Source organism: Nocardia sp. NPDC050630 (assembly GCF_044457245.1).
Taxonomy (GTDB): domain Bacteria; phylum Actinomycetota; class Actinomycetes; order Mycobacteriales; family Mycobacteriaceae; genus Nocardia.
The window spans coordinates 120682-136644 of the sequence record NZ_JBITGN010000020.1 but is presented as its reverse complement, the minus strand read 5'-3'; the positions used below and the strand labels follow the sequence as shown (position 1 = coordinate 136644).

The following is a 15963-nucleotide window of genomic DNA, read 5'->3' as shown; positions in this document are numbered from 1 at the left end:
TTGAATCAATGTCCAATTCAGGGAGATCCGGTTGAAAGCCGACCATCCATCGGGATTTGCCATCGATGACATAACCGTTGGTCCGTTTGCTCACGGATTCGGCACTACGGCCGATGGCAGGCCCTATGCCTTTCGCACCGTGCGCTCCACCGTGGAGCTGGAGATCTACCGCGCCGACCTCGACAGTGATGTGCCCGGACCGGAGGACGTGGTCGCCGTCGCGCAGGCCCGCGCCACCGATATCGACCTCGACGACGAACGCAGCGTCGTGGCGCTGGTACGCGACATGATCCCGGATGCGATACCGGTCGAAACGGCCCCGGATCGAGACATGACAACCGTGCGGGCCCTGCTCGGGCGCATCAGTTCAGTCATTGATGGTATGTAGATGATGATGATGCCAAGCACACGATTCGTCCGTTCCGTGCTGACCGCGGCCACCCTGGTCGCGGTGGCCGCGGCATGCAGCACCGGGCCGGACGAGGCCTCGGTCGATGCCGCGCGTTCCTCGGCCAATGCCTCGCTGTCGTCCTCGATCGCTACCTCCTCCAGCGCCGCCCACCGACCACTGCCCTCCGCCACCGAATTGGACGCGCAGATCAAACGCGCCCTGGATCCGGCGCTGCCCGACTCCGAACGCACCGACCTCATCGAGGACGGCGAGGCCTTCCGCGACGCCATCCCGGACATGTACAAGGCGCTGCAAGACAATCCGCGCGCCGTTTACGGCGTCACCGACCCGGTCTTCGACAACCGCGACGGCACACTGACCGCGACTATGCGCCTGGACAAGGACGGCACCGGCACCGCGGTCCGCACCACCGTTGTGCATTTCGTGCTACTCGACGGTAAGTGGAAGATCTCGCGCACCGACCTGTGCGGCATTCTGCGCTCGGCCGACTACCGCACCGCGGCCTGCGGATAGATGATCGAATCCGGTTCGCTGCGGTGGGGTCGTCTCATCTACCGCCATCGCTATCTGGTGCTGGGCATCGCCATTGTCGCGGTGCTGCTCTCGGGCTGGTATGGCCGGGATCTGGCGGGCCGACTGACTCAGGAGGGCTGGTTCGACGACAGCAGTGAATCGGTGGCCGCCGCCAAGATCGCCGATACCACCTTCGGGCGCGACACCGACAGCGACATCATCCTGCTCTACACCGCACCCGAGGGCATGACCGTCGACGACCCGACCGTGCGTACGGCAGCGACGAATTCGCTGAAGCAGCTACTGGCCCATCACCCCGACCGGATCCTGAAAATCGACAGCTATTGGGACAGCCCCTTCGCCGGGCAGGCCACCGACGCCTCACACACCCATGCCTTCGCCAGTGTCGGATTGCGCGGAGAAGGCACCGCGACGGTCGAGAACTACACCGCGATCAAGGGTGAACTAGGTGCCGGGCACGCAGGCGGTGGGCCCGGCGGCACCACGGTGCAGTTGGCCGGGCTGCAACCGATTGTCGAGGGCATCAATCAGGGTATGCAGGACGATATCCGCCGGGCCGAGATCATCGCGCTGCCGATCGTGGCGATCCTGCTGTACTTCGTTTTCGGCGGGGTGGTCGGGGCGTTGCTGCCGGTGCTGATCGGCGCGATGACGGTACTGGGCACCCAGGGCACCATCCGGATGCTCACCGATCACATCGCCGTGAACGTCTTCGCCAGTGCGGTGGTCACTTTGGTGAGTCTGGGGTTGGCGATCGACTACGGACTGTTCACCGTGACCCGGTTCCGGGAGGAGTTGGCCGCCGGGCGCAGTGTGGAGGATGCGACGGCGCGCACCGTGGCCACGGCCGGGCGCACCGTGCTGTTCTCGGCCGCGATCATCGCGATCAGCCTGGCGGCGCTGTTCATCTTCCCGAACGGGGTGTTGCGGTCGGTGCCCTATGGCGGCATCAGCTCGGTGCTGCTCGCCGCGCTGCTGTCGGTGACGGCGCTGCCCGCGGTGCTGAGCATCGTCGGGCGGCGAATCGACCTGTGGGGTTGGCATCGGTTCTCGCGCAGCAAGACCGAGGCGCAAATCGACGCCGGATTCTTCTCGCGGTTGGCGACGTGGGCGATGCGGCGACCGTGGGCTGTGGTGGTACCGATCGTGCTCGGGCTACTCGCGTTGATTGTGCCGATCCGCAATATCGAGTTCGGCGGGATCAGCGAACGGTACCTCTCCGACGACAATCCGGCACGGGTCGCCCAGGAGCGGTTCGACCAGTTGTTTCCGAGTTTTCGCACCGAGCCGATCAAACTGGTCGTGGTCGGCGCGAATCCGCAGCAGCTCAGCGATATTCGCTATGAGGCGAGCCGAATTCCCGGTCTGACCGGGCGTTTCGAACCCGGTGCGCCGACCAAGGACGGGATCAATGTGCTCAACGCCGGTCTCGCCGACAAGCGCACCGCGGATGCGGTGATCGATGCGCTGCGGGCGATTCCGGAACCGTCCGGGGTGCAGATCATGGTGACCGGGGTGCCCGCGCTCGAACGTGACAGCATCAACGGGTTGCTGGTGCGGCTGCCGTTGCTGGTCGGACTCCTGGCGCTCGCGGCGTTGGCGATGCTGTATCTGGCCTTCGGTTCGATCGTGTTGGCGCTCAAGGCCGTTGCGATGAGCGCATTGAGTCTGGCCTCCACCCTGGGTGTGCTCACCTGGGTGTTCGTCGAGGGCCACGGGGCCGGGATCTTCGACTTCACGCCCGGGCCGCTGATGTTCGCGGTGCTGGCGCTGATCGTGACGGTGGTGTTCGGGCTGTCCACCGACTACGAGGTATTCCTGCTGTCGCGGATGGCCGAGGCACGCGCGGACGGCGCGTCGCCGCCGGAAGCCATCCGATCCGGCATCGCCCACACCGGCGGCGTAATCACTTCTGCCGCAGCGATCCTCATCGTGGTGACCGGCGCCTTCGGGTTCTCCGATCTGGTGTTGATGAAGTACATCGCCTACGGCATGATCGCGGCGCTGGTCCTGGACGCGTCGGTGGTCCGCATGCTGTTGACTCCCGCGGTGTTGAAACTCATCTGGCGTTGAGCGGGTCGCTGCGCGGGCGAGAGGATCGAGAATGACTGTGCTCAAAGGCGCGAACCTGGGCCTGATGTTTCTGCTGGAACTGGGCGTACTGGCCGCAGCGGCGAGTTGGGGCTTCACCCTCGATGCGAACCCGATCGTGCGCATCATCGCCGGAGTCGGCGCCCCCGCGGTATTCATCGCGGTGTGGGCGCTGTTCGCCGCGGGCGGCGGCACGAACGCGCGATACCCACTGACCGGACCGTGGCGCGGACTATTGGAAATCGCCTGGTTCGGCGGCGCTGCGGTGCTGATCGGACTTGCCTTCGCCGCGCTGGCCGGGATCGTGTTCTTCGCGCTGTGGGCGATCAACGGCGCGCTGCGGTTGCTGTGGCATCAGACCTGAGATCAACTGTTCGCACTCGGTCAGCCGCACTTCGTGTGGTCCAGTTGCGGCGCGGTGGTCCGTGATCGGGGCGGGACGGTGGCAAACTTCGGCAGCGCAGGTGGTCACGGACTTCGACGTAGGGAACGCGGCTGCCCTGTCGGTCGCGCGGTACGGCGGCGGGGTCAGCGGCGGACGGGGAGGACCAGTTGCGCGCCGGTTATCGGGTGGTCGAGGACTTCGACCGGGTGCTGGTAGACGCGGGTGAGCAGTTCAGTGGTGAGGACTTTGCGGGGTGGACCGTCGGCGGCGATGCGGCCGGATTCCAGGACGGCGACCCGGTCGGCGTAGGCGGCGGCTATGCCGAGGTCGTGCAAGACGACGACCACGGCGGCGCCCGCGGTGGCTCGGGCGGTGGCCAATCGCAGGACCGCTTCTTGGTGGCCGAGGTCCAGAGCGGCAGTAGGTTCGTCCAGCAGCAGGGTCGCGGTGTCCTGAGCGAGGACGCGGGCCAGGGCGACGCGGGCGCGCTCACCACCGGAGAGCGTCGGAAATGGCCGGGCGGCAAGGTGTTCCACATCCGCGGCGGTCATAGCGGCGCCGATCCGCTCGTCATCGAGATCCCGCCGCTGCGTCCGCACCCACGGCGCGCGCCCCATGGCGACCACCTCACGAGCGGTGAATGGGAATCCGACCGTGTGACTCTGCGGCAATACCGCCCGGCGCCGCGCCATATCCACATGCGACCAGTGGCCCAGCGCCCGTCCGTCGAGTTCGATCGTGCCCTGGCTCGGCTCCAATTCACCCGCGAGCGCCGCCAACAGTGTCGATTTGCCCGCGCCGTTCGGCCCCACGAGCGCGACGATCTCGCCCGCGACCACGTCGAAGTCGACCGCGTCGAGCACTCGCCGCGTATGCGCCCCCGACGCACCACGCCTGTCCACGCTCACACCGCTGGCCCGAAGCGTCACCGCACCCCGCTGCGGTGACACCGGCAACTCATGTGTGCGTGCGAACATCGAACCCAATCCCTCCAGAACTCCGCTCACACCCGCACCCCACCTGCGGGCGGGTACACCCGACCATTCGCCGATGATGCTGTCCGGCAACTCATGCCCAACCTCCCGCGCGAGCACGCGTACGGCGCAGGAGCCAGAAGAAGAAGGGTCCGCCGATGAGAGAGGTGAGCATGCCCAGCGGCAGGTCGGCATTGTGGACCAGGGAGCGGGCGGCAACGTCGGCGGCGAGGAGTACGACCGCGCCGACGATGGCGCTCAGTGGGATCAGGATGCGGTGGGCAGGGCCGACGAGCATGCGAACCACATGCGGCACGATCAACCCGACGAACAGCACGATGCCGGTGAAGGCGACACCCGCGGTGGCGAGGACGGCGACCACCACGATGACGTTGCGCCGCAAGCGCTCCACGTCCACACCCAGGTGTCGCGCGGCGGATTCACCGAGAGCGAGCAGGTCCAGGCGGGGCGCGATGAGCACCGCAGCGAGAATGCCGAGAGCGGCCAGTGGCGCCACGACGTGCACCGCATCCCAGGTGGCTCCGTTGAGACTGCCCAACTGCCAGAACACGATCTGATCGCGGGCTGCTGGAGTCGCGATGAACAGCAGGAACGCCATCAATCCACCCGCGAAGGCGTTGATCGCGACACCGGTGAGCACCAGCGTGACCACCTCGGTGCGCCCATTCGAGCGCGAGAGAAGATACACCAGCAATGTGGTGAGCAGCCCCGCCGCGAATGCGGCCGCGGCCACCGACCACGCCGCCACGAACGCACCACCCACCACGATCACCGTGCCCGCACCGACCGCCGCTCCCGCCGACACCCCGATCACACCGGGTTCGGCGAGCGGATTCGCGAACACCCCCTGCAACAATGCACCCGCTGTCGCCAATGCGGCTCCGACCAGGATCGCCAGCACCACGCGCGGGAACCGCACCTCCCACAGCGTCACCTCACCGGCCGGATGCGCGGGCATCGGCCCCCAGTCCAACCCGATCCGATGCAACACACTGCCCGCCACCTCGGCAGGCGTCGTCGGCACCTGACCGATCGCCGCCGACGCCAACGCCAATGCCACCAGCGCAGCCACCGCCACCGCGAACACGATCGCGGTGCGCGACCACCCCCGCGACTTGGGCGCAACGGGATGCGGACTGTGCGGCATCGCCGAGTCGGTCGTGGTGGTTCCCGCAGCCCTTTCGTTCACACCCACACCTGCCCGATCGCCGCTCATGCGGGTTCGGTGCCGTACACGGCCGCGCTGAGGGCGGCGATCACCCGCCCGGTATTGGGGCCGAAGCTCAACACCACCGAGTCGGCCATATCGACCACGCGCTTGTTGCGTCCGGCGGGTGTCTGCGCGATGCCGGGCACCTTCTCCAGCCCGTCGACGCCGCCGACCGACTTCAGCCCATCCGACATCACCAGCAGCACATCCGGCGCGGCCGCGATCATGGCCTCACTGGTGATCGCCACGAACGGCTCGGTCAACCCGGCCGCAGACCCCGCGTCGCGTGCGCCGAGAGCGGCGATGAGGGCGTCGGCGCCGGAGCCGGGTCCGGCGAGCATGGTGATGGCGGTGCTGCGCAGATAGAGGAATGCGATGGTGAGGGCTTTGTCTTGTGGGGGCACCGCAGCGCTGGCGGCGGCGATTTCGTCGCGGGTGCGCTGGGCCAGGGCCTGGCCGCGATCCGGTACACCGAGTGCGGCGGCGACGGCCTCGATCTGCGGTACCACCCCGTCCATCGTGCGCTGCGGATCGAAGTAGACGACGGTCACCCCCGCCGCGCGCAGTTGCTCGCGCACCTGAGGGGCGGCACTGGTGCTGTCGGTGAGGAAGACCGAAGGACGCAGCGCCAGAACGGATTCCACGTTCAGCGAACCACTGCCACCGGTCACGATCGGCAGATTCGCCACCGCGGGAAACCCGGCCGCGGTGCTGCGCCCGACCAGTTTGGCGCCCATACCCAACGCCCAGACCGTCTGCGCGAGGGTCCCGAAGCGGTCGGCGGCGATGATGCGACCGGCATCGGTGATGGTGACTTCGGCGCCGTCGAACGATCGGACGGTCGCAGGCAGTGTGGGCGTGGGTTCGGGCCCGATCGGCACCGGGTCGAGGTTTTCCAGCTTCGCGGTGACCGGCCCGCGCCCGCCCCTGCTCGTGACATCGCTGCTGGTACCGCAGGCCGAACCGACCAACAGGGTCAGTGCAAGCAGGACCAGGAGGGAACGCACCCCGCCGGATCGGACACGGTCGAGAAACCTCATGCAGGTAAGGCTAGCCTCCCTCATCGGTTCACCCCGCCGCGCGTGCGCTGACATCATCGAGCGCGGCCGCGATGGCGCGCGGCAGTTCCAGGGTCTCGGCGGCCAGCACCCCGGTCAGCTGGCCGATATCGCGTGCGCCGACGATCATGCTCGCGATGCCGGGACGGTCCCGGATCCAGGCCAGGGCGACGGCCAATGGTGAGGTGGCAAGTCCGTCGGCGGCGGTCACCAGTGCTTCGACCACCCGGGTCGCGTGGTCGTCGAGACGGTGCCGGATCTCGGCGGCGGTCGCCTCGTCCGCACCGCGCGAATCGGCGGGCACCCCGTCGCGGTATTTGCCGGTGAGAATGCCCCCGGCCAGCGGCGCGGTGGCGACCAAACCCACACCATGATGCTGGGCGGCGGGAATGAAATCGGTTTCGGTGTCACGGGTCAGCAGGGAGTACGGGGCCTGAGCGACGGTGACGGGCGCGACCGCCGCGAGGCTGGCGACCTGCCAGGCAGTGAACCCGCGCGCACCCGCATAGCGGACCCGCCCGGAGCGCACCGCGAATTCGAGAGTGGCGGCGACCTCGTCCAGCGGAGTCGCCGGATCCCAGGCGGCGACTTGCCAGATATCGAGATAGTCGGTGCCCAGTTCGAGCAGCGTCCGATCCAGCTGACGCAGCAGTGCCCGACGGGAAGTGTCCACCGCCGGACGCACCGGCTCCGGCTCGGGCACGTTCGGTCCGACGGGCGCGGAGGCGATCCGCGGTGTGACACCCGCGCAGCCACTGAGTACCAGATCGTCGCGGGAGACCAGGTCACCGAGCAGTTCGGCCAGAATCCGTTGTGCCGCACCACCGGCGTAGGCAGGGGAGGTGTCGACCAGGGTGCCACCCGCCTCGGCGAAGGCCACCAACTGCACCGCCGCATCGTCGGTATCGGTATGCGCACCCCAGGTGTGGGTCGCAAGTCCTATCCGGGACACCCGTAGGCCGCTGCGGCCGACCGTCCGCTGTTCCATCACCGTGCCCGCGCAATCGTCACGGCGCCAAGCCTAGAGTGTGGATACGCAACTCGACGCCCACCAGCGCCGTGGGTCGCAGGGTCGAGCCGGGCGTGCCGCCGCCGTCTCGGCACTGTACTGTCGCTGCGTGATTGCGGCGGTGGTCACAGTGATCGGATCGATCGCCGGACCAATTGCCCAGTAGGAACACATATTTCGGGCGGAAGTGGAGGCTGGTTCGTGGTCGGCGAGTCGATGACCTGGGTTCAGGCCTTGATTCTTGGTCTGGTGCAGGGTCTCACGGAGTTTCTGCCGATCTCCTCTTCGGCGCATCTGCGCATCGTGTCCTCGGTGTTCTTCGGCGATGACGCGGGCGCCTCGTTCACCGCGGTGACCCAGTTGGGCACCGAGGCGGCGGTGCTGGTGTTCTTCGCCAAGGACATCTGGCGGATCATCGTCGCGTGGTTCGCTGGCGTGCGCGATCGGCTGACCAGCCGCGGCGAGCCGGAACTGCCGCTGCACGATCAGCCCACCATGCGACTTCCGGTCATCACCGCCGATCACAAGCGCGTGCTGGACGAGCAGGCGCAGCGTGAACTGGACTACCGCATCGGCTGGTATGTGATCATCGCGACGATCCCGATCGGTGTGCTCGGGTTCCTGTTCAAGGATCAGATCCGCACCGGCGCCCGCAATCTGTGGCTGGTGTCGTTCATGCTGATCGCCTTCGCGCTAGTCATCGCGGCCGGTGAGTACTACGGTCGCAAGATCCGCCCGATCGAACAGCTGACCACTCGCGACGGTTTGATCATGGGCTTCGCGCAATGTCTGGCCTTGATCCCGGGTGTGTCGCGTTCGGGCGCGACCGCGACGGCGGGTCTGTTCCTCGGGTTGGAGCGCGAAGCGGCCGTGCGGTTCTCGTTCCTGCTCGCCATTCCCGCGGTGACGGCCTCGGGCCTGTTCAGCCTGCCGGATGCGTTCGAACCAGCGGGTGAGGGCCTCAATGCCAGCGGTCCGCAACTGCTGGTCGCGACGATTCTGGCGTTCGTGGTCGGGTATGCCTCGGTGGCGTGGCTGTTGAAGTTCGTCGGCAAACATTCCCTGGACTGGTTCGTCGGCTACCGCATCGTGCTCGGGCTGACGGTCATGGGCCTGCTCGCGAGCGGAGTGGTTTCGGCGACATGATCGTTAGGCTGGTGCCATGACGGTGATCCTGCTGCGGCACGGTGTTTCGACTTCGAATACCGCCCGCACCCTCGCCGGGCGTAGTGCGGGCGTCGATCTGACCGAGCACGGCAATACCCAGGCCCGCGCGGTCGCCGAACGCCTCGCCGCGCTGCCGATCGAGCACATCGTGCATTCGCCGCTACTGCGCTGTCAGCGCACGGTCGCGCCGCTGGCGGAAAAGCTCGGTCTGGAACCGGAATACGACGATCGGTTGATCGAGGTCGACTATGGCGACTGGACTGGTAAGGCGATCGCGGATCTGCTGAGCGAACCGCTGTGGAAGGTGGTGCAGCGGCATGCCTCCGGCGCGGTTTTCCCCAGCGGGGAAGGTCTGACGCAGGTGCAGGTCCGCGCGGTGGCCGCGGTGCGCGAGCATGATCGACATTTCGCCGAGAGGGCCGGTCACGATGTGTTGTGGGTGGCGTGCACGCACGGTGACGTGATCAAATCCGTGCTGGCCGACGCACTCGGCCTGCACCTCGACGGTTTCCAGCGCATTGTGGTGGAACCCGCCTCGATCAGCATCGTGCGCTATACCCCGACCGCACCGTATGTGGTTCGGCTCAATGACACGGGGGATCTGTCCGGTTTGGCAATCAAACCGCAACGGCCCGCCGCAGATTCCCCGGCTCCCGCGGACCCCGAAGCCGGTCCGGTTCCCGGTGGCGAGCTTGGTGCTACCCCGAGTGCGGATAATGGGAATGCGGAGCTTTGAGATTCCTTGTAAACGAGTAGGTGGCGTGTTGCGGAGTCCAGCGCCGCGGGTAGTCGATCAGGGTCACGTATCAGGAGGTGCAGATGTCTCGCGCAATCCACGTATTTCGCACCCCCGACCGTTTTGTCGCCGGGACCGTCGGTGAGCCGGGCGATCGCGCGTTCTACCTGCAGGCCGTGCAGGAACCACGGGTGGTCAGCGTGGCACTGGAGAAGCAGCAGGTGAAGGTGCTCGCCGACCGGATGGGTCTGCTGCTGGACGAGGTCGCGCGCCGCTTCGGCGCGGAGGTGCCGCCGCAGGCCGAGGACATCGCCGACAGTGACCCGCTGGTGACCCCGATCGATGCCGAGTTCCGGGTCGGCACCATGGGCTTGGGCTGGGACGCCGACGCCGGTGCGGTGGTGGTGGAGCTGCTCGCGATCACCGAAACCGAGGTCGACGAGTCAGTGGTACTCGATGACACCGAGGAGGGTCCCGACGCGGTGCGGGTGTTCCTGACCCCGATCCAGGCGCGGGAGTTCGCGTTGCGCTCCACCCGGGTGATCGCGGCCGGTCGGCCGCCGTGCCCGCTGTGCGGGGAACCACTTTCGGCGCGCGGACATATGTGTGTGCGAACCAACGGATACAAGCGCGGGGATATTTTCGGCGCGGCCGAGCTAGAGGAGTAGTCGGTGGCCGAGCCTCGGTGGCATACCGCGCAATTGACGGTGATCGGTCGGGTGACGACCGCGAGCAATGTCACCCTCGTCTGCGATGCGGATGGCTCCGACGGTGTTCGGGTGGTGTACAAGCCGGTGCGGGGGGAGCGGCCGCTGTGGGACTTCCCGGACGGCACGCTGGCCGGGCGTGAGGTGGCCTCGTATCGGGTCTCGGATGCGCTCGGTTGGGGTGTCATTCCGGAGACGATTCTGCGTGATGGCCCCTACGGGCCGGGCATGGTGCAGCGGTGGGTGGAGTCGGTGGACAATCACACCGATCAGGGCGACCGGCTGGATCTGGTGGATCTGGTTCCGATGGGCGCGGTGCCGGACGGGTTCTGCGAGGTGCTGCGCGCCCAGGACGCGGCCGGTAACGAGGTGTCGCTGATCCATGCCGACGATCCGCGGCTGCAGCGGATGGCCGTGCTCGATGTGTTGCTCAACAACGCCGACCGCAAGGGCGGGCACGCATTGGAAGGTGTCGACGGGCAGGTCTACGGTGTCGACCACGGCATCTGCCTGCACAGGGAGCACAAGTTGCGCACGGTGCTGTGGGGGTGGGCGGGCAAACCCATCTGTGACGGGTTGATGACCGATATCGCCGCGTTCGCCAAGGAGCTACCCGGCGCGCTCGCCGATGAGCTCGCACCGCATCTCACCGATGCCGAGATCGAGGCACTCGGCGATCGTGCGCAGCAGTTGCTGGACAATCCGGTGATGCCGATGCCGAGGACTTCGCGACCGATCCCGTGGCCCGCCTTCTGAGTCCGGGGGGCCTGCGATAGCGGACGGTGCGATGTTGCATCGAATGCCGAAATGCGCTGGCTGCCGAATTCGAGGGCAGATAACGGCGACCGGCTACCCGCCCCATCGCCACCATCGAATTCGGTCCGCGCCCGCAAGCCCATGCCGCCGAGCAGGGCGGCGCCGGCCGCTGATGCATTCCGCGCCATACCTATGACGCAACCTCGAATGCACCCAGATCGCATTCTCCGGAACGGACTCCGACAGCATCTTCGTCCTCGAAGCGGACCCCGTCATCGCGCCGGTCGAGCCGGCGTACCGCGGTCAGCTCAATAGCGGGCGGACCTCGGTCCCGGCGAAGCGGACGAATTCGATCAGGTCGGGATCGTCGTCGGTGGGTTCGAGCACGACGGTGTCCGCACCTGCCTCGGCGTAGCGGCGGACGGCTTGCGCGATGGCGTGTGCGTCGCCCGCGACGCCCGCCTCGGATGGGTGCTCGCCGGAGTTGCGTTGCTGGGCCGCCGTCAGGCGTTCGACCGCGTCCGGGCCCGTGGTGGTGAGCAGGTTGACGATGATCCGATGTGGCTCGCTGCGTTCGGCTTTCGCGCGACCTTCCTCGATGCGCGCTCGGGCGGCACGGACACCGTCGGGGGTGGTTCGCGAGGTGAGGATGGTGGCGTCGGCGAGTTCGCCGGACAGTCGTAGTGTCTGCGGGCCGGTCGCGGCGGCGGTGAGCGGTGGGGGCGTGCTGGGCGGCCAGTCCAGAGCCACATTGTCCAGGTGCACGTATCGGCCTGTGGCACTGACCTTCTCACCGTTCAGCAGTGCGCGCAGCGCATCCAACTGTTCACGCAGCAGCGTCATCGGCGATTCGACCCGTGCACCGATCTGTTCCATCCAGTCCTGCACACCGTGCCCGAAACCTGGCATCACCCGGCCCGGATGCAGCCGCAACAGCGCGGCCACCTCCATGGCCGTGAGCGCCACATTCCGCAGCGGCACCGGCATCACCCCGATCCCGACCCGCACCCGCTCGGTCCGCGCCAACACCGTTGCGGCGGTGGCGATCCCACCACCCCAGAAGCAGTCCTCCCACAACCACAGTTCTTCGAGACCGCTGTGCTCGGCCGCGGTCGCCACCGCGAGCAAGCGTTCCGGGGAAACCTGGGGCATCGACACCGCACCGAGAACAGTCACCCGTCCAACCTAGCGCGAGCCCGCCCGGCCCCGGCCGCATTCGAGCGCACGGTACTCGCAGCAAACTCAGCGACAGTGACCTGCGCCACTCGCGGCAATTCGATCCACCAGACGGCAAACATTGACATCCGAGTTTTACGACATCGGGGCAGGTCAGATCCGGGGTGGTTGCCATACAACCTACCGTTGCGAGCAGGGTGCGGCGCAACGGCCCACACCACACCTCTACCCTCGAATCATGCAGTCCTGGTCCGATACCGCCCTACCGACAATTCCCGGCGCAGGGCCACCGTTGCGGTTGTACGACACCGCTGACCGGCAGGTACGCCCGGTGACCCCGGGCCCTACGGCCACCATGTACGTCTGCGGGATCACCCCCTATGACGCCACCCATCTCGGGCATGCCGCCACCTACCTGACCTTCGACCTGGTCAACCGGTTGTGGCGGGATGCGGGCCACGAGGTGCATTACGTGCAGAACGTCACCGACGTCGACGACCCGCTGTTCGAGCGCGCCGCCCGCGACGGTGTGGACTGGCGCGATCTGGGCACCCGCGAGATCAATCTGTTCCGTGAGGACATGACCGCCTTGCGCATCGTGGCACCGCGCGACTACATCGGCGCCGTGGAATCGGTCGACGAGGTCATCGAATTCGTACAGAAGCTGCTGGCGTCCGGGGCGGCCTACACGGTCGAGGATGCCGAATATCCCGACATTTATTTCCGCGCCGATGCCACCGACCAATTCGGCTACGAGTCCGGCTACGACCGCGCAACCATGGAGCGTTTGTTCGCCGAGCGCGGCGGCGACCCGGACCGTCCCGGCAAGCGCGACAGCATCGACGCGCTGCTGTGGCGCGCCGCGCGTCCCGACGAGCCATCGTGGCCGGCGCCGTTCGGTGCGGGACGACCCGGCTGGCATATCGAGTGTGCGGCGATCGCGCTCAACCGCGTCGGCCCCGAATTCGATATCCAGGGCGGCGGCAGCGACCTGATCTACCCGCACCACGAATACTCCGCCGCGCACGCCGAGGCGCTGATCGCGGGCCGCCGCTTCGCCCGCCACTACGTGCACGCCGGTCTCATCGGCCTGGACGGCGAGAAGATGTCCAAATCGCGCGGCAACTTGGTGCTCGTCTCCACACTGCGCGCCGCGGGCGTCGACCCCGGCGCCATTCGCCTCGGCCTGCTCGCCGGTCACTACCGCCGAGACCGCATGTGGACCGACACCGTCCTCGCCGAGGCCACCGCCCGCCTGGACCTGTGGCGCCGAGCCACCGCCCTGACCTCCGGCCCCGCGGGCGAAGACACCGTCGCACGCCTGCGCCAACACCTCGCCGACGACCTCGACACCCCGAAAGCCCTCGCTGCCGTGGACAATTGGGCCAACCAGGCGCTGAACTACGGAGGCCAGGACCGCGAGGGCCCAACGTTGATCGCAACCGCCGTCGACGGTCTGCTGGGCGTACAGCTGTAATCCAGGCCGCGACAGGCATGGCACGGCATCCCACGCGTGACAAACTCGCGGGCATCTGATGTGGTACACGGGTGTGTGGGATTCATCCTCGAGGTTTGGTTGGGCGGTGGTCTGCGCTCGGTCGTGTGATCGGCGCGGGTGCGGCGGGGCGGTTGCACGTTTCGGCGGCGCAGGCGGATCCGCGGACGGTGGCGGCGCGGGTGCGGTTCTTCGGGGCTGATGTCGTGGATCCGGATACCGGTGCGGTGCGTGCGGATCGAGTGGTGTTGTCCTGGGTGGGGTGCACAACCTATGCCTTTGCCATGGCCGGGTCGGTGTTTCTGCTGGATGCGTGGGTGCCACGGCTGACGAGCACCGGTTATGTGCCCGCGACGGCGCAGGATCTGGCGGATCTGGCGCCGGAGGCGATCTTCATCGGGCATGGGCATTTCGATCATGCCGCCGATGCGGGGCGGATCGCCGAGGCGTCCGGGGCAGTCGTGTATGGAACCGCCGATCACGGCGTGACTATCCGTGCGCAGGTGAGGGATTCGACATTCCGGACGGTCGCGCTCGGGGATGGGACGTCGTCGCCGGGGGAACGGCACGAGTTCACCGTGGGATCGGTCGAGGTCACCGCGATCCGGCACGTGCACTCCGCGCCAACCGCTCCCGAGCGGCCCGGCGGATCCGCGCCGTTCTTCCCGCTACCGGAACTGGGTGCGCTGGTGCGGCATCCACCGACGCTGGCCGGTGTTGTGCAGAGCGCGGCGCGTCTGGGTGATCCGGAGGGCGGTAGCCTGCTCTACCAATTCCGTGTTCCCGGATTCTCGCTGGTCTGGCATGATTCCTCCGGTCCGCTCACCGAGAAGGCCCCGCAGGTCTTCGACGTCTTCGCCGATCTGGCACCCACTGACGTTCAGATCGGCGCGGTCCAGGGCTTCAACCAGATCGCCAACGGTCTGCGCGATCCGCGTCGCTACATCGAGGCCATCCGCCCCGGACTGTTCGTCCCTACCCATCACGACAACTGGCTGCCCGGTCTGACCGCCTCCGCCGCCACCTATGACATCCCACTGCGCGGCGAGCTGTCCCGCATCCCCACCGAGCACCGGCCGAACCTGCGTTCTCTACACGACCCGCTCGACTACGTAAACCCCCATCGCTTGACATTTCCGCTCTAACCCCCACTCCCACAGCGTTTTACAGCCAGCACCGTGTCGAGTGCCGCAGTCTCACCGCCTTCCGCGACAGCACGATTCCCGGAGCGGCTTAGGGCGAATTCCGGTTACCTCGGACGTCGCTTGTTCCATTCGTAGCCCTGACTCCCACCACCTTTCGGGGCTATTCGCTCGATCGGCGGAGGCCACCCGGGCGGTCAGCGAGCGTCCTGGGCAGCGCAATCGTCGGCCTTGCCCATTCATCGATCCGCTCGAACGCCGCCAGCCATGCGGGCGCCGCACTCCGATCGAGGCGATCGGATCCGACCCGCTCGCCACGGCGTCCAGACCGAAGCGCAGCTCAGGGGGCTGGTTTGGGGAGGCGGGCGGCCATGGTCGTGAGGTTGTCGGCGAAGGTGAGGACGAATTCCACGCAGAGGTCGATGAGTTCGTCGCGACTCACCTCGATGCCGCCGTCGAGCCAGGCCAGGATCAGTTCGGCGGCGCCGCCGGTGATCATCAGCGAGACCGCGCGCACCAGGGTGTCGCTGCCCGGTGGCGGATCGAGCAGAGCGCGTTCCTGATCGGCGACGACGTCGGCGATGGTGCGCATGGCGGCAGCACGGCGACGCATCAGGGTTTCGCTGCCGTGGGCTTCGGCGAAGGCGATGCGGGCCCGGCGTGGGTCGTCGATGACGGAGGTGAGGATGGCGGTTACCGCCGCGCGTGTTTTGGCGGGAATGCCCTGGGGGGCCGCGGCCAGTGCGTCGAGGGAGCTGCGGACGGCGGTGTCGATGATCTCGTCGTGCACGGCGGCGGCGAGGGCGTCGAGGTCGGCGAAGCTCTCGTAGAAGAAACGTGGCCCGACCTTGGCCTGTTCGCAGACTCCGCGCACGGTGGTGGTCGCCCAGCCCTGGGTGCCGATGATGTCCAGGGCCGCGTCCATCAGGCGACGGCGGCGTTCCTCGCGCCGCTGCTCGGCGGAGGCGCCGCGGTAGATCCCGGTCGCTGCCCGTGTCACAGGCTCAGTATGCCGCAGGCAAATCAGGAAACAACCGTTTACGGAAACCATTGATTCCGGTATGGTGTGGATCACATGATTTTCGCAAGG

16 protein-coding genes are annotated in these 15963 nt (G+C 67.3%); 10 read left to right on the top strand and 6 right to left on the bottom strand.

Translation table 11 applies throughout. From position 1 onward, the window contains the following. The first annotated feature begins 31 nt into the window (after positions 1-31). The 4 genes from ACIBG0_RS34500 to ACIBG0_RS34485 are packed head-to-tail and all read left to right on the top strand — an operon-like array spanning position 32 to position 3401. On the top strand, positions 32-388 hold the full coding sequence (locus ACIBG0_RS34500) for a hypothetical protein (protein ID WP_397038453.1): 357 nt from the start codon (positions 32-34) through the stop codon (positions 386-388). Continuing rightward, positions 389-925, top strand: coding sequence for a hypothetical protein (locus ACIBG0_RS34495; protein WP_397038451.1), 537 nt, complete (start codon positions 389-391; stop codon positions 923-925). Then, positions 926-3019, top strand: a complete 2094-nt coding sequence (locus ACIBG0_RS34490; RefSeq protein WP_397038449.1) for an MMPL family transporter — start codon at positions 926-928, stop codon at positions 3017-3019. A 31-nt stretch (positions 3020-3050) separates the two neighbouring features. Beyond that, positions 3051-3401 carry a YrdB family protein gene (locus tag ACIBG0_RS34485; RefSeq protein ID WP_397038447.1) on the top strand — a complete coding sequence of 117 codons (351 nt, stop codon included), beginning with the start codon at positions 3051-3053 and terminating at the stop codon, positions 3399-3401. Positions 3402-3565: 164 nt separating this feature from the next. Here ACIBG0_RS34485 and ACIBG0_RS34480 read toward each other — a convergent pair whose 3' ends face one another. From ACIBG0_RS34480 to ACIBG0_RS34465, 4 genes are all read right to left on the bottom strand, one after another. Further along, positions 3566-4399, bottom strand: coding sequence for a heme ABC transporter ATP-binding protein (locus ACIBG0_RS34480; RefSeq protein WP_397038485.1), 834 nt, complete (start codon positions 4397-4399; stop codon positions 3566-3568). 91 nt (positions 4400-4490) lie between these two features. Then, the gene (locus ACIBG0_RS34475) at positions 4491-5564 is read right to left on the bottom strand and encodes a FecCD family ABC transporter permease (protein ID WP_397038484.1); all 1074 of its coding nucleotides are present in this window, start codon (positions 5562-5564) and stop codon (positions 4491-4493) included. 65 nt (positions 5565-5629) lie between these two features. Then, the gene (locus ACIBG0_RS34470; protein ID WP_397038445.1) at positions 5630-6667 is read right to left on the bottom strand and encodes a hemin ABC transporter substrate-binding protein; all 1038 of its coding nucleotides are present in this window, start codon (positions 6665-6667) and stop codon (positions 5630-5632) included. Between the two features lie 28 nt (positions 6668-6695). Then, the gene (locus tag ACIBG0_RS34465) at positions 6696-7673 is read right to left on the bottom strand and encodes an aldo/keto reductase (RefSeq protein ID WP_397038443.1); all 978 of its coding nucleotides are present in this window, start codon (positions 7671-7673) and stop codon (positions 6696-6698) included. A 237-nt stretch (positions 7674-7910) separates the two neighbouring features. Between ACIBG0_RS34465 and ACIBG0_RS34460 the strand changes: the two genes are divergently transcribed. The 4 genes from ACIBG0_RS34460 (at position 7911) to ACIBG0_RS34445 (ending at position 11060) form a co-directional block, all read left to right on the top strand. After that, positions 7911-8840 carry an undecaprenyl-diphosphate phosphatase gene (locus ACIBG0_RS34460; protein WP_364348478.1) on the top strand — a complete coding sequence of 310 codons (930 nt, stop codon included), beginning with the start codon at positions 7911-7913 and terminating at the stop codon, positions 8838-8840. A 16-nt stretch (positions 8841-8856) separates the two neighbouring features. Continuing rightward, the gene (locus ACIBG0_RS34455) at positions 8857-9597 is read left to right on the top strand and encodes a histidine phosphatase family protein (RefSeq protein ID WP_397038441.1); all 741 of its coding nucleotides are present in this window, start codon (positions 8857-8859) and stop codon (positions 9595-9597) included. 83 nt (positions 9598-9680) lie between these two features. Continuing rightward, positions 9681-10265 carry a DUF3090 domain-containing protein gene (locus ACIBG0_RS34450; RefSeq protein WP_397038439.1) on the top strand — a complete coding sequence of 195 codons (585 nt, stop codon included), beginning with the start codon at positions 9681-9683 and terminating at the stop codon, positions 10263-10265. Between the two features lie 3 nt (positions 10266-10268). Beyond that, positions 10269-11060: an SCO1664 family protein gene (locus ACIBG0_RS34445; protein ID WP_397038437.1), complete on the top strand. Its 792-nt coding sequence runs from the start codon at positions 10269-10271 to the stop codon at positions 11058-11060. Positions 11061-11363: 303 nt separating this feature from the next. Here the strand turns inward: ACIBG0_RS34445 and ACIBG0_RS34440 are convergent, their stop codons facing one another. Next, positions 11364-12236: an LLM class flavin-dependent oxidoreductase gene (locus ACIBG0_RS34440; RefSeq protein ID WP_397038435.1), complete on the bottom strand. Its 873-nt coding sequence runs from the start codon at positions 12234-12236 to the stop codon at positions 11364-11366. Positions 12237-12474: 238 nt separating this feature from the next. Between ACIBG0_RS34440 and mshC the strand changes: the two genes are divergently transcribed. Both mshC and ACIBG0_RS34430 read left to right on the top strand, forming a co-directional pair. After that, positions 12475-13713 carry a cysteine--1-D-myo-inosityl 2-amino-2-deoxy-alpha-D-glucopyranoside ligase gene (mshC, locus tag ACIBG0_RS34435; RefSeq protein ID WP_397038433.1) on the top strand — a complete coding sequence of 413 codons (1239 nt, stop codon included), beginning with the start codon at positions 12475-12477 and terminating at the stop codon, positions 13711-13713. Between the two features lie 125 nt (positions 13714-13838). Beyond that, the gene (locus tag ACIBG0_RS34430) at positions 13839-14876 is read left to right on the top strand and encodes an MBL fold metallo-hydrolase (RefSeq protein ID WP_397038431.1); all 1038 of its coding nucleotides are present in this window, start codon (positions 13839-13841) and stop codon (positions 14874-14876) included. A gap of 337 nt (positions 14877-15213) precedes the next feature. On the opposite strand, the gene ACIBG0_RS34425 is transcribed toward ACIBG0_RS34430, so the two are convergent. Next, entirely contained in the window at positions 15214-15873 is a 660-nt protein-coding gene (locus ACIBG0_RS34425; RefSeq protein ID WP_397038430.1) for a TetR/AcrR family transcriptional regulator, read from the bottom strand. Between the last annotated feature and the right edge of the window lie 90 nt (positions 15874-15963).